Genomic DNA, 14,324 nt, shown 5'->3' on the forward strand with positions numbered 1-14,324 from the left:
AACTGACTGTCCTGTGTCGCGAATTCCCCGACACGCTGAGATAACGTGCTGATAACGCGCTCTTACGCTTGTCGTCCATGGTGCAGTTGGTCAATTCGATATTGTGGCTCTGCGTCTGATATCTTTTGGCTGACCGTTTTCACTCGGTCAGGTTCTGATACTCGCTCACGCTCCAATACGTGAGAAACAGACTGATCCCTGCCAATATCAACACCAGTACGTCCCCTTTAAACGCAAATTTTTCCCCTCGGTTTATCCATCGCGATCAGGAAATAGCTGTCTACGGTGAAGCAAATTCTGTGCTGTTTGATGAGGTACAAACGGCGCTGCACGTGGCGTGTCGAGATAATGGTTTCTCCGCTCGGCAGTGGGCTAGTCTTTCTTTTTCCATCCTTATAAAATTATTTACCATTTAATGTATTGCTAATGTGTTTATTTGTCATAATTATCTGATATTGACATGATCCGCGTCAGTAAATCCCGTTCATATCTTGGGCAAAGTACCATCAAATAAAAAATGAAACAGGCAGGGGAAGTATATGATTGAGTTGTTAATTGGCGTCATCGTTGCGATAGGCGTTGGGCGCTATATTATCAAAGGCTATTCAGCAACGGGTGTGTTGATGACAGGCGGTATTTTACTCCTGATCATTACCGTGCTTATGGGGAAAAGTATTTTACCAGAAGCAGTAAAACCTACGGGATGGCGTGCGACCGACATTATTGAGTATATAAAATACTTATTGATGGATCGTGGTGGCAACTTAGGGATGATGATCATGGTGTTGTGTGGGTTTGCCTCTTATATGACCCACATTGGCGCAAATGATGTTGTTGTCAAAATTGCGTCAAAACCATTAAAGATGATCAACTCACCTTATATGTTGATGGTTGCCGCTTATATTGTCGCTTGTTTAATGTCATTGGCCGTTTCTTCGGCGACGGGGCTAGGGGTATTATTAATGGCGACCTTGTTCCCTGTCATGGTAAATGTGGGGATTAGTCGTGGCGCCGCAGCCGCTATCTGTGCTTCACCAGCGGCCATTATTTTAGCGCCAACTTCTGGCGATGTGATTTTAGCGGCAGAAGCTGCCGAAATGCCGCTCATTGATTTTGCTTTTAAAACGACGTTACCCATTTCAATTATTGCGATCGTAGCCATGTCTATCGCTCACTTCTTCTGGCAGCGTTTCCTCGATAAAAAAGAGCAGGTCAACACAGAAATGTTGGATGTGAGTGAAATTAAAACTCATGCTCCGACTTTTTATGCCATCTTACCGTTCACCCCGATTATTGGCGTGCTGATCTTTGATGGTAAGTGGGCGCCTGAATTACACATCATCACAATTATTGTTGCTTGTATTATTTTGGCGGCAGTTATTGAATTTTTACGTAGTTTCAATGCCAAACAGGTCTATTCGGGGTTAGATGCCTGTTATAAAGGTATGGCTGATGCATTTGCCAGTGTGGTGATGCTGTTGGTGGCCGCTGGGGTCTTTGCACAAGGCTTAAGTAGTGTCGGCTTTATCAAGGGGCTAATTGGTTTAGCGCAATCCTTCGGCTCTGGTGCAATAGTGATGATGATTGTACTGGTCATTATCACCATGTTAGCGGCGATGACAACAGGCTCAGGGAATGCGCCTTTCTATGCCTTTGTTGAACTTATTCCTCATTTAGCAAAACAGATGGGAGTGAATCCAGCCTATTTAGTGATTCCTATGTTGCAGGCTTCTAACCTAGGACGAACATTATCACCCGTTTCTGGCGTTGTCGTCGCGGTATCCGGTATGGCAAAAATATCACCATTTGAAGTGGTCAAAAGAACCTCCGTTCCTGTATTAGTGGGCCTTTTGGTGGTGATTATTGCAACGGAAATTTTGGTTCCAGTATATCGCTGATCACTTTTTAGTGTTGTGATTGGAAAAGCGGCTGAAGCGATCTTTTTTCAGCCGCTTTTTTATTTGAAGGCGGATAGTTAATCACGCTAGTAATCGAAAATTTGTTAATTTTTAGTGTGTTTCTTTAAATAAAATAAGGTTTTTTATTTTTTATTCTCCCCCATTTTTCCCTATTAAGCGCCTTTTTTGAGATCTGCACCAAAAAGACAAACAAAAGCCGGAAAATAAGCTAGGTACTCAATAGTAATTGATGCAAAATCCGCACATCTTTTTTATATGAACAATTAATGATAATGCTATGAAGACGACAGACAAACCAGTTAACAAATGGACTTATAAAGATTTTACATGGGTCTTATCTTTATTCGGCACCGCGGTTGGTGCGGGTGTGTTATTTCTACCGATTAAAGCAGGAAGTGGCGGTTTTTGGCCGCTGGTAATACTTGCATTGATTGCGACGCCAATGATTTGGTTAGCACATAAAGGATTGGCTCGTTTTGTTTTATCCGCGAAAAATCCCAATTCAGATATTACGGATACGGTAGAAGAGCATTTTGGTAAAACGGGGGCGAACATTATCACGTTTGCCTACTTTTTCGCTATTTACCCAATCGTACTGATTTACGGTGTGGGTATCACTAACACGGTTGACTCCTTTTTAGTTCACCAGTTACACATGGAGCAGATGCCACGTTGGCTACTGTCTGGGATATTAATTGGTGCGATGACGGCGGGTGTGTTGTTTGGGCGTGACTTGATGTTACGCCTGACTTCCGTGATGGTTTATCCTTTAGTTTTCATTTTGTTAGCTTTGTCCATCTACTTTATCCCTAGATGGAATACCTCTATGCTAGAAGTGAGCCCCGATTGGGCCGCAATGCCAGTCGTTATCTGGATGGCGATCCCGCTTATCGTGTTCTCATTCAACCATAGCCCGATTATCAGCCAGTTTACAAAAGATCAGCGTCAGCAATTCGGTGATAATGCGGTCATTAAAACGGATATGATCACAGGCGGCGCAGCATTGATGCTCACTGGATTTGTGATGTTTTTTGTTTTTTCGGTGGTCTTGTCATTAAGTCCTGCTGAGCTTAAAACCGCAAATGACAAAAACATTAGTGTGTTATCTCATATGGCGAATATTGACTCATCGTCGATTATCTCTTACCTCGGGCCGATTGTTTCTTTTACCGCTATCGTATCAAGTTACTTTGGACACTTCTTAGGGGCACATGAAGGCTTAGTTGGGTTAATTAAATCTCGTACTTCTTTCTCAGTGAGAAAAATTCAAACGGTATCCATGCTGTTTATTGTTCTCACAACATGGATTGTCGCTATCAAAAACCCAAATATTATCTATATGATTGAGACGCTGGGTGCGCCAATGATAGCTGCTATTTTGTTTATTCTGCCAGTCGTTGCGATGCGTATTGTGCCGGCGATGAAAAAATTCAGCACATCAATTGTTGCGCAGATCTTCACCATTATTTGTGGTTTAGCGGCTATCACTTCCGTCCTTTATGGTCTATTGCAACAATTACTCTAACAACTCCCCTCCTGTATGAGGGGGCTCACCCTAATAGGTACATAACGCTCTGATATTTAGGCCCGTAAACGGGCCTTCAGATAGAGGAGCGATCACTACGCAAAGATGCGTCTCGTATTCTTACTCACCATATCGACAGCGTTCCCTCTACATCAAAATGCGCTATAGCGATATTTAAATTGCCAAAGCGTTCACTTTTTTTTCAGATATTCTGTCGAATGTGTGCCTTCTGCATTTCGGTGAAAAATAATAGGATATTCACACTTCCATCTAGTAAACGCTAAGCTTTTCGCGTTCTCCATTAGGGGCCTTTTTGATTTCTTTTTTAATCTTTGTGATTGCTAGGTCGCGGCTGTTTTAACAAATTAAAAGAGGCTTTTTATATTTTAAAGTTATGATTAAGCACTTAATAAATCACGAATGACACGGCGTTACTCCTTCGCCCTTGTTAATCAATAGGATATTCAGCTATGTGAAATAATTTCACATTGAGATGGGTTGTCTGCTTAATACAATTAGATAATATCTATTGATATAACAGATACGTAGTAAATACAGATATGCTATATCAGGTCATATTGTTTACTGCGGCATAATAAGGATAACAAATGAAATTAGAAACATTATCGATTCATGCCGGCTACTCACCCGATCCAACCACCAAAGCGGTTGCTGTCCCTATCTATCAAACAACGTCTTACGCTTTTGATGATACACAACATGGCGCAGATCTGTTTGACTTGAAAGTCGCAGGAAATATTTATACCCGTATTATGAACCCTACCAATGATGTTTTAGAGCAACGCGTTGCCGCCTTAGAAGGCGGGATTGCTGGGCTGGCTGTAGCATCTGGGATGGCGGCAATTACGTATGCTATCCAAACTATCGCACAAGCGGGCGATAATATTGTTTCGGTTGCCAAATTGTACGGTGGTACTTATAACTTAATGGCGCATGCACTACCTCGTTTTGGTATCGAAACGCGTTTTGCAGAACATGATGATTTAGCCGCTTTGGAAGCTCTGATTGATGATAAAACCAAAGCCGTATTTTGCGAATCTATCACTAACCCTGCTGGGTTTATTGTCGATATTGCGGCATTAGCGGAAGTGGCTCATCGCCATGGTGTGCCTCTAATTGTGGATAACACGGTGGCAACACCTTATTTATGCCGTCCATTTGAACATGGTGCTGATATTGTCGTGCATTCCTTGACTAAATATATTGGCGGTCATGGCACTTCTATTGGCGGAATGGTCGTAGACTCAGGTAAGTTCCCTTGGACTGAGCATGCAGATCGTTTTTCGTTATTGATTGAGCCAGATATTGCATACCATGGAGTTAGCTATACTGAGCATTTTGGTGCGGCAGCTTTTATTGCTCGCTGCCGCGTAGCACCATTACGCGGAACGGGTGCCGCGCTTTCTCCATTTAATGCCTTTTTGATTTTACAAGGGCTAGAAACGTTGGCTTTACGTATGGAGCGCCATACAGAGAATGCGTTGAAAGTCGCACAGTTTTTGGAAAAACACCCTCAAGTGGCTTGGGTGAAATACGCGGGGCTGCCTAGCCACCCTGAGCATGCGTTGGCGCAAAAATATATGAATGGCAAGCCTGCCAGTATTATGTCGTTCGGTATTAAAGGTGGGCAGGACGCTGGGGCGCGTTTTATTGATGCTTTAAAATTAATCGTCAGGCTGGTCAATATTGGTGATGCTAAATCATTGGCGTGCCATCCAGCTTCAACAACTCACCGCCAGCTTAACGATGCTGAATTAGCGAAAGCGGGGGTTTCACGTGACATGATCCGCCTTTCTATTGGTATTGAACATATTGATGATATTTTGGCGGATCTTGAACAAGCGCTGCATGCTGCGCAATAAAGCCATCTACTGAATCAAGCTACTTAATATGTGCGATTATTGATAATACAATATTTATCGATAATCGCTTTTTTGTATCGCTTTATTTTATTTAAGTCTATTACTCCATTGATGGGTATTTGTCATCGTTAATTGATGTTATCGAATTAAGAGAGTAATTAAACGAATGATTATGTCTTAAATATTTTATGGAATAATGTTTTAACGTTGAACTATTTTAAACCACTCCAGTCTTACATTACCGAAAAGCTTGAAATGTGCGTTAACACTTTATTTTATATTCATTTATTGATTGTTTAAGAACGGCAAATTAATTTTTTATTTGTTTATATGAGGTTTACTCACACTGATGATAATAGTGTGATTAACCTGATTAAAGCTAAATAATAGCCCGATGTTATGTCACTTTAAGGTGAACAATAATATTCAGGTTTATATCTAATTATTATTAAACATTTATAGAAAGAATGGTTGAGAAACATGATTATGGCAAATAATAAGGTTGCCTACCTTAAGTGGTGCCTGCTATTTGGGTTTGTATTACTCACTTATTTTATTCCTCTTCCGGGGCGGCTTCTTTGGCAACCTGATGAGTTACGTTATGCTGAAATAAGTCGAGAATTGATTCTAAGTTATAACTGGAGCGTACCTGAACTTCTCAATATTCGTTATTTTGAAAAGCCCATTTTTGGGTATTGGGTAAACGCATTTTTTCAAATGCTGTTTGGTGAGAACAACGTTTCCGTTAGGCTTGGTGTTGTTTTTAGTACCTTAATCAGTGCATTGTTTGTTTATCTCAGTGCAAAAAGGGCATGGCAAAAAGCCGATCTTGCATTTAATGCCACACTGATTTACCTCTCAATGCTCATGATACTCGCGATGGGAACATACAATATCCTTGACCCGATATTGACCGCGTTTATCACAATGGCGATTTTCTTTTATCAGTGGGGGCTAACAACACAGGTTTTTTCACAAAAGCTAACCGCCTTTATCTTATTAGGTATCGCAGGTGGATTGGGGCTGATGACAAAAGGCTTTTTGGTTTTAGTCATCCCAGGCTTAGTGATTTTTTTAACGTCAATTTACTATAAACAGTTTAAGGAAGTTTTCTGCTTTGCCTTTGTGGCTTTGTGCAGCATGTTTATTGTCTGCTTGCCTTGGGCCATCATGATTGCTAGTCGCGAGCCAGATTATTGGCGTTATTTCTTTTGGGTGGAACATGTGCAGCGCTTTATGTCAGAGAACGCCCAAAACCGTTCACCTTTCTGGTTTTATATTCCAATAATGCTTGCAGCAGTATTACCTTGGCTGGGCTATTTTTTTGCTTCACTGATAAACAGTGTTCGCCAAAAAGGGCTACATCTCTATTTCTTGCTGTGGTTCTTAGTTCCTTTCATCTTTTTTAGTATTACGAAAGGGAAGTTACTGACCTATATTTTGCCTTGTATTGCCCCCGTTGCGATCTTAATGGCCGCGTATATTGATAAGATACAGCAACAACAACAGACTGGCGTCATCCGCCTGAATGCCATTATCAATATTTGTATTGGCTTATTTACGGCAGCGGCAATCTTCTTTTTACCTTACTTTGGGCAACTCGATATTTATGCGGCAGATGAAGATAATAAGCGGTTACTTGCAGCAAGCGCATTTTTATTTTGGGGCGTGATTGGCATCATTTCATATCGCAGACGTTTTTGGGCGTGGGCAGCGGCATGTACTTTGGTATTGAGCCTCAGTGTGGGGTATGTGATCCCAAATCATATCGCCAGCAATAATACGCCACAAAAGCTCATCGAAAAATATCGCCCTCAGCTATCGAATAAAACCTATTTATTGACGAATAATGTGGGGTTAGGTACGGCACTCGCATGGGTTTTAAAGCGTAGTGATATTACGATGCTCCACCAAAGTGGTGAACTGAGTTATGGGTTGAAATACCCAGATGCAGCAAACCGCTTCTATCGGTTAGATCAGTTACCTACCTTGTTAGAGCAACATAATTATCAGGATGTTGCGGTCGTTGTTGAAGGCACGCAAGATAGGATATTAAATTCGTTACCGGGGAAACCGATTATTATTCGAGAGGGGAATTTAGTTTTAGTCCTCTATGAGGGCCGAAAATAATCGCATGCTCAACAAAAAAGCCGCATAGTGACTATGCGGCTGATTATGTATTTAGGCTATCTCGTGGCCTTATAGAAGGTTGGTACCTCTTTTTCATGCGAGGATTTAGCTTCGCTACTTGTTAGCCCATGATAAATCATTAGCATAGCAAAGCTATTGTTCATCGTACTCATTTCGTTGCCACTGATACCTCGACTATTTTTCGAATGACGATTCGTTATGCTGTGGTTCATGACGCTTTCTCCTCATCTTCTTTTAGCAGGCGGTTCGCTTCGGCAAGCTCATAACGCCTTGGTGTTAATGCGGTTGCACTGTGATTACGTGCAAGCAATGAGTAAATGGTTGGTAAAACGAACAGTGTGAACAGGGTTCCAACTAACATACCTGTGACAATCACTAAACCCAGACCGAAACGGCTGTTTGCGCCTGCACCTGTCGCAAATAACAGGGGAACTAAGCCAATCACCATCGCGGCAGTTGTCATCAAAATGGGGCGTAAACGAATTTGAGCGGCTTTCAAAATAGCTTGGCGCTTGTCGAGGCCCTCGTGAGCTTGTAATTCGTTAGCAAACTCCACCATCAAAATACCGTGTTTACTGATGAGGCCAATGAGCGTCACCAAGCCAATCTGGGTATAAATATTGAGGGTGGCATATCCCAAGGCGAGAGGAATTAATGCCCCACAAATTGACAACGGTACGGTGATTAAAATAATCAGTGGGTCGACTAAGCTTTCATACTGTGCAGCAAGAACCAGATAAATGATGATGAGCGCCGCCATAAACGCAAAGGCGAGGGTATTGCCTTCTTGCTTATATTGGCGCGAATCAGATTGCCAGTCATGGCTGAAACCTGCGGGTAGTGCACTAGCAATACTCTCTAAGTAAGAAACGGCTTGTCCTAATGTGACGCCCGGTGCAGGGATAGCTTGGAAAATCGCCGCATTTTGCTGATTGAACTGAGTTAACTTGTTCGGTTCAATTTGCGTATTGATCTCAACAACTGTTGATAGCGGGATCATTGTGCCATCTTGTGCTTTGACATAGTGACGAGCAAGCGCATCGGGTGTTAATCGTTGGCTGCGTACACTTTGAGGGATCACATCATATGAACGTCCGTCCATACCAAAGCGGTTAATATAGTTTTCACCAACCAATAATGTGAGTGATTCACCGATATCTTGCATGCTGATACCAAGACTATTGGCTTTGGAGCGGTTAATTTTGACTTCAACCACAGGGTTGTTGTAGTCAAGATCACTGTCTACGACCATAAACAATCCACTTTCGCGAGCTTGTTGCTTGATCTCTTCCATGGTTTTATACAAAACGGGGTAACCTTGTGGGCTACGCAGCACCATTTGTACTGGCAAACCGCCTGTAGAGCCAGGTAGAGCCGGTAACTGGAAGACAAAGATACTGTTACCTTCAACGTCACCTACTTTAGCTTGTAAGTCTGATTGAATGGCAGAAGCAGGGCGATCTCGTTTCTCCCATGAGGTGAGGTTAGTTCCCCCAAAGCTTGATGAGATACCGTCTGTGCCATTGATGATCCAAGTACTTTCCGTCTCAGGCAATTCCATCATCACATCATGCAGTTTATGAGAAAAGCGCTCTACATACTCTAAGTTAGCGTGTTGGGGTGACTTAATTGCCGTCAATACGGCAGACTGGTCCTCAACCGGCGCGAGTTCACGGGGGGCTGATTGGTACAGGAGAGGTAAGCTGATGAAGACAAATACCGCGATAATGCCGGTGATCCAACGATGCCTCAGTGAGAAATTCAGCCCTTTGGTATAGTAATGAGCGAGGAAAGCGAAGAACTTTTCCGCCATATGTGCCATGCGGCCTTCATTCTGTTTTGAGTTCAACATAAACGAACTCATCACAGGTGATAAAGTTAAGGCCACAATACCTGAAACAATCACGGAGCCTGCGAGCGTCAAGGCAAACTCTTTAAACAACGCCCCTGTTAGACCAGACATCAAGCCAATCGGTGCATACACCGCTGCTAATGTGATGGTCATGGCAATCACAGGCCCTGCCACTTCACGAGCGCCTATCAGTGCAGCGAGAACTGGCGATTTACCTTCCTCAATATGACGATGGACGTTTTCCACGACAACAATGGCATCATCCACCACCAATCCGATGGCAAGCACCATGGCAAGTAACGTTAATAGGTTGATACTAAAGCCAAACGCCATCATTAGTGCGGCGGCCCCTAACATTGACAATGGGATCGCCAATATAGGAATAATAACGCTGCGAATAGAGCCTAAGCATAAATAAATAACAGCAATAACAATCAATAATGCTTCAACCAACGTATGGAATACCTGATCGATTGAGGCTTTGATAAAGCGAGAAGTTTCAAATGCCATCTCTACTTTAACGTTCGGTGGTAACGTTTTAATGATATCAGGCATCAATTTATTCATACCATCGACAATCACCAACGGGTTCCCGGTTGGGGTTGCAAATAGGCCTAAATAAATTGCAGGCTCTCCATTCATCAAACCACTGGTTTCAGTGGCTGCGGCACCTAGCTCTATAGTACCAACATCACGTAAACGAACTAACCCATTACCATCGTTGCGTATGACTAAGTCTTGGAATTCAGAGACGTTAGTCAGATCTGTATTCACATAGACGTTAGAAATCACATACTCGCCTTTCACTTTACCGGGCGCCGCTTGGTAGTTATTTTGGCGAACCGCTTGCGCAACATCTGCGGCAGATAATCCTCGACCCGCAAGTTTATCGGCATCTAACCATAAACGCATGGCTAACTGTTGACCACCAAACACTTGTACTTTTGCTACACCTTCGATGGAGGAGTACATCGGCTCAACAACCCGAGATAAATAGTCCGTCAGTGCCGGAATAGAAAGGGTTGTACTGGAAAAACCGATATATGCAACAGCGGTAGATTCACCGGAAGACAGCTCTATAACTGGGTCATAAGCTTCTTTTGGAAGCTTGTAGCGAACCTGATTAACTTTCGCCATGACTTGTGCAAGTGCTTGCGTTGAATCACGGTTAAGCTCCATTCGTACGGTCACTAAGCTACTGCCCTGTACAGAGGAAGAGGATAAGTAATCGACCCCTTCGACAGAAGAGACAGCTTGCGCAATAGGCTGAGTCACAAAGCCCTGCATCAACTTAGCGGATGCGCCGGGGTATTGTGTAGTGATAGTAATGGTAGAACTTTCCAATTGTGGATACTGGCGAATAGGCAATTTACTTAATGCAAACAACCCTATCAATACAATCAATGAACTCACAACCAGCGCCAAAACGGGTCGGCGCACAAAAACATCAGTAAATTTCATTGCGCCTTCCTTATGAATCCTGAGCGGTCTTAACCGGTGATTCTGCTAATGTATCTTGTGCGACAGGGGTGATGGCGGAGCCATTGTTAAGACGTAATTGCCCTGAGGTGATCACTTTGTCACCCAATTTTAGCCCTTGCTCAATTTCGATTTTGCCATCCCAGCGTTGGCCTGTTTTCACAGAGACTTGTTTTGCCGTCATTTTTTCGCCGCTGCCTTCAGCGATGAAAACTGTGTCACCATAGGCCGTATAAGTCACTGCCGTTTCAGGTATTGTTAGTACCTCACTGTTTGCTTGGCGTACGACATTCACATTGGCATACATACCCGCCTTTAACTCACCGTCACTATTTTCAAGCGTGGCTTGTAATTGGATGGTACGCGATTTACCCACTAATGGGTCGATGGCACTGATACGTGCAGGGAAGGTTTTACCTGGATAAGCATCGACATGAATATCAACAATTTGGCCAACATGTAACTCTGGCGCAGCTTGCTCATCAAGGGAAAAATTAAGTTTTAATGTTTTGGTATCGACGAGGCTTGCAATGGCTTCGCCGGGGCTGAGGTATTGACCCTCGTGAACCTGACGAATACCGATAGTGCCGTCAAATGGAGCACGGATCGCTTTTTGTGCAATCAACGCTTGTGTTTGCCGGATCAAACCTTGCGCGATATCACGTTCCGCACGAGTGCTATCGACCTGTGCTTCTGCAACGAGATGTTTAGCAGCCAAGGTACGGGTTCTGTCGTACAAACGTGCCGCATTGCGCAACTGAGCCTGATAGCGAGCTAAGTCAGCTTGTTCAACGGCATCGTTGAGTTGAACCAGAAGCTGGCCTTTTTTCACTTGTTGACCCGATTCAAAATTGATTTTGGTAATGCGGCCACTGGTTTCCGCCGCAACAAAGACTTGGCTGCCAGCCTCTAATTCACCGACACCATAAAAAGTGCGTGGTGCATTGTCTTGAGTCACTGGTGCTAATGCGACTTTCACTGGTGGATATTGGTAAGCCGCCTGTTCGTCTTTTCCGTCTTGGGCGTAGGAGGTGTAAATCGCTGCGCCACCACCAGCAACAATCAGCAGTGAGCACAGCGTGACAATTGTTTTTTTATTCATTATAAATACCTACTATTTCTGTGCCTTAACAGCGAAATAAAGATCACGGAAATGACCTGCGATGGCGACAGCCATTAATCCCCCAATGACAGAGGTGTGCTCAATAGCCCAAAACATCGCGAGTTTGGCTTCTTCACCGGTATAGCTCCAAAAAGTATGAACAATCACGATGGTCAGGAATAAAAATACGGCGAGTGCGCCAGTTCCAAGCCAAAGTAGGCGGTTAAAGAGTACTAATAGCGAGCCTACTAGCAGCACAAATGCAGAGGCGATGTTGAAGAACCAGTCTGGATGTAAACCTGCTGCGCGCATTTCTGCTAGGCTATTTTCATAGTCAAAAACCTTTGCTAAGCCAGATGAAATAAACAGAATTAATATCAGCAAGCGAGCGATAATCCATAATGTGTTACTTTCTAAAATTTTGGCAATTACCGATGGCATAGCCTATCCCCTTTAAAATCAAGTTAGCCTGCATGTCACAAAATAAGCGCTGTCACCACCTCATGCAGAAAATAGAATGGAATAATCTGAATTGACAAATTCAGTGGCTAGAACTATAAAACCTTAAGTTAAGTTGAGGTCAAGAGCAGGTAGTCAAAAATGGCTGAGAAAAACACGAAAACGACAAAAAGGCGTGGAGACGGTGAACATAAGATTGATTTCACAAGGGCATTGACTGTCGGAGAGGTTGCTAAACGCTCTGGCGTTCCCGTTTCTACCGTGCATTTTTACGAGTCAAAAGGATTGATCCAAAGTACGAGAACACAAGGCAACCAACGACGTTTTCCGTCGGTGGTATTACGTTATATTGCGATTATCAAAGTGGCACAGAGCACAGGGATACCTTTAAAAGAGATCCAAGATGCGTTAGGTAAGTTTCCGGCCAACAGTAAACTGACTTCAGAGCAGTGGAAAGAGATGTCGACGGAGTGGAAAACCTCGTTGGATAGGCGGATCCGGCAACTGACTCGCTTACGTAATGAGTTAGACCATTGTATTGGTTGTGGCTGTTTATCTCTGAGTGAATGTCCACTGCGTAACCCTGATGATATTTTAGGGCGTAAAGGACCGGGGGCTCGAATTTTAGAACGTCCATAACAAGTGGCGTGATGACTGGTGAAGTGAAATGTTATCGACTTGACCAGTCAACCCGCTTTGCGGGTCAGGGAAAGAGTCACTGAAAAATAGCACTAAATAATATTGAGTTTGTCACTCTTTTGCATCGTGTGGGTGAAAGACGAAACAGTAAAAATATTTGATTAAGTGAGTTACCTAAAGACTCGTTTATCTCCTGTCATTTGCTTACCTCTCTTTTTATAAACGAAATTTCGGCTGTTATGCCGAATTACGCACCATTTCTATTGAAACTCATCAAGACCATCTTCTTAAAATCCCTCAGTCTATAAATTGAAACATAAATGCAACAAAAAATTCACATAGCCATTGGTTAGGTTATTGTGTTGTGCAACATGAATAGCAGTAAGGGTAAGTTTTTCGCTCGATAGGCATTCGTTGATAAATATAAAAATAAATAAAAAAAACAGCTAGTTATCTAATCATTAAAGACGATGGTTATAGAAATTATAAACATAAAGAGAGGTCACTATGGATTATCGTATTTTTTTACAAGCTGCACATGTTGCGGCTGACAGGGCACGTTATATTCTCACTGAACATAGAAAAAATAAACTTTATGAACATATTTATTTCGATACTAAGGATGATGAAAGCCCAGTAACTGAAATTGATCAGTATGTTGAACGGGAAATAAGACAAATTATTCAAACGTTTCATCCCGAACATAATATTTTAGGTGAAGAATATGGCTTCCAGCTTGGTGAGTCAGAATTTACGTGGGTTATCGACCCGATTGATGGTACACGCCAATTTATTGCAGGTATTCCGATCTATGGAACATTAATTTCACTTTGTCACCACGGAGTACCTGTTATTGGTATTATCGAGCACCCTGCCGTATCTGAGCGTTGGGTAGGGGTTAAAGGTCATCCTTCCACTTTAAATGGTCGCCCAATTCAAACGCGCAATTGCACTCAGCTAGAGTTAGCTCTCATGTCTTCCAGTAATACAGAGCCTGTTTTACCTGAACATCGTGCAGGTTATGAACAGATTATTCCAAAAACAAAGTGGCGGGTCTATGGCGCGGCTTGCTACTCCTATGCATGCCTTGCAACAGGGCGTATTGATTTAAGTATTGATAGTGGTGGTATGCGGGAAGTGGATTATTGTGCATTAGTTCCTGTTATTGAGGGAGCTGGTGGGAAAATTACCGATTGGGAAGGAAAGCCGTTGACTATGCATTCAGGAAAAACAGTGGTTGCGGCAGGAACAACAGAACTTCATCAACAAGCATTAGATGTATTACACCAGTTTTTATAGCTAACAATAAAAATAA

General features: G+C 42.8%; 10 protein-coding genes. 6 read left to right on the forward strand and 4 right to left on the reverse strand.

Annotated features, from left to right (window positions below):
- Positions 1–539 precede the first annotated feature (539 nt).
- From dcuC to arnT, 4 genes are all read left to right on the forward strand, one after another.
- Positions 540–1,898 (forward strand): anaerobic C4-dicarboxylate transporter DcuC, encoded by a 1,359-nt coding sequence (dcuC, locus tag PR675_RS13435; protein ID WP_004925992.1) that lies wholly within the window; start codon positions 540–542, stop codon positions 1,896–1,898.
- 298 nt (positions 1,899–2,196) lie between these two features.
- Entirely contained in the window at positions 2,197–3,444 is a 1,248-nt protein-coding gene (locus tag PR675_RS13440; protein WP_004925994.1) for an aromatic amino acid transport family protein, read from the forward strand.
- 608 nt (positions 3,445–4,052) lie between these two features.
- Positions 4,053–5,327, forward strand: coding sequence for a bifunctional O-acetylhomoserine aminocarboxypropyltransferase/cysteine synthase (locus PR675_RS13445; RefSeq protein WP_004925996.1), 1,275 nt, complete (start codon positions 4,053–4,055; stop codon positions 5,325–5,327).
- 480 nt (positions 5,328–5,807) lie between these two features.
- Complete coding sequence (gene arnT, locus PR675_RS13450; protein WP_060560907.1) at positions 5,808–7,457, forward strand: lipid IV(A) 4-amino-4-deoxy-L-arabinosyltransferase; 1,650 nt, start codon at positions 5,808–5,810, stop codon at positions 7,455–7,457.
- Between the two features lie 56 nt (positions 7,458–7,513).
- On the opposite strand, the gene PR675_RS13455 is transcribed toward arnT, so the two are convergent.
- From PR675_RS13455 to PR675_RS13470, 4 genes are read right to left on the reverse strand one after another with little or no spacing between them, the layout of a single operon-like run.
- A complete protein-coding gene (locus tag PR675_RS13455) occupies positions 7,514–7,690 on the reverse strand; it encodes a hypothetical protein (RefSeq protein ID WP_004926002.1) in 177 nt (58 codons plus the stop codon).
- Positions 7,687–10,791 (reverse strand): MexW/MexI family multidrug efflux RND transporter permease subunit, encoded by a 3,105-nt coding sequence (locus tag PR675_RS13460; RefSeq protein WP_004926005.1) that lies wholly within the window; start codon positions 10,789–10,791, stop codon positions 7,687–7,689. The genes PR675_RS13455 and PR675_RS13460 overlap by 4 nt, the downstream gene beginning before the upstream one ends.
- A gap of 10 nt (positions 10,792–10,801) precedes the next feature.
- Positions 10,802–11,911 (reverse strand): efflux RND transporter periplasmic adaptor subunit, encoded by a 1,110-nt coding sequence (locus tag PR675_RS13465; RefSeq protein ID WP_004926007.1) that lies wholly within the window; start codon positions 11,909–11,911, stop codon positions 10,802–10,804.
- 12 nt (positions 11,912–11,923) lie between these two features.
- Positions 11,924–12,352 carry a DoxX family protein gene (locus PR675_RS13470; protein WP_004926011.1) on the reverse strand — a complete coding sequence of 143 codons (429 nt, stop codon included), beginning with the start codon at positions 12,350–12,352 and terminating at the stop codon, positions 11,924–11,926.
- Between the two features lie 159 nt (positions 12,353–12,511).
- Here PR675_RS13470 and soxR point away from each other — a divergent pair, with 159 nt between their 5' ends.
- On the forward strand, positions 12,512–13,009 hold the full coding sequence (gene soxR, locus PR675_RS13475) for a redox-sensitive transcriptional activator SoxR (protein WP_004926014.1): 498 nt from the start codon (positions 12,512–12,514) through the stop codon (positions 13,007–13,009).
- A 507-nt stretch (positions 13,010–13,516) separates the two neighbouring features.
- Positions 13,517–14,308, forward strand: coding sequence for an inositol monophosphatase family protein (locus tag PR675_RS13480; protein WP_004926017.1), 792 nt, complete (start codon positions 13,517–13,519; stop codon positions 14,306–14,308).
- The last annotated feature ends 16 nt before the right edge of the window (positions 14,309–14,324 follow it).

This window comes from Providencia sp. PROV261 (genome assembly GCF_028477945.1).
Classification (GTDB): Bacteria; Pseudomonadota; Gammaproteobacteria; order Enterobacterales; family Enterobacteriaceae; genus Providencia; species Providencia stuartii.

What these genes read in the sequence shown, in the direction of transcription:
- dcuC (WP_004925992.1), top strand. Translation starts at nt 540, where the DNA reads ATGATTGAGTTGTTAATTGGCGTCATCGTTGCGATAGGCGTTGGGCGC.
- PR675_RS13440 (WP_004925994.1), top strand. Translation starts at nt 2,197, where the DNA reads ATGAAGACGACAGACAAACCAGTTAACAAATGGACTTATAAAGATTTT.
- PR675_RS13445 (WP_004925996.1), top strand. Translation starts at nt 4,053, where the DNA reads ATGAAATTAGAAACATTATCGATTCATGCCGGCTACTCACCCGATCCA.
- arnT (WP_060560907.1), top strand. Translation starts at nt 5,808, where the DNA reads ATGATTATGGCAAATAATAAGGTTGCCTACCTTAAGTGGTGCCTGCTA.
- PR675_RS13455 (WP_004926002.1), bottom strand. Translation starts at nt 7,690, where the DNA reads ATGAACCACAGCATAACGAATCGTCATTCGAAAAATAGTCGAGGTATC.
- PR675_RS13460 (WP_004926005.1), bottom strand. Translation starts at nt 10,791, where the DNA reads ATGAAATTTACTGATGTTTTTGTGCGCCGACCCGTTTTGGCGCTGGTT.
- PR675_RS13465 (WP_004926007.1), bottom strand. Translation starts at nt 11,911, where the DNA reads ATGAATAAAAAAACAATTGTCACGCTGTGCTCACTGCTGATTGTTGCT.
- PR675_RS13470 (WP_004926011.1), bottom strand. Translation starts at nt 12,352, where the DNA reads ATGCCATCGGTAATTGCCAAAATTTTAGAAAGTAACACATTATGGATT.
- soxR (WP_004926014.1), top strand. Translation starts at nt 12,512, where the DNA reads ATGGCTGAGAAAAACACGAAAACGACAAAAAGGCGTGGAGACGGTGAA.
- PR675_RS13480 (WP_004926017.1), top strand. Translation starts at nt 13,517, where the DNA reads ATGGATTATCGTATTTTTTTACAAGCTGCACATGTTGCGGCTGACAGG.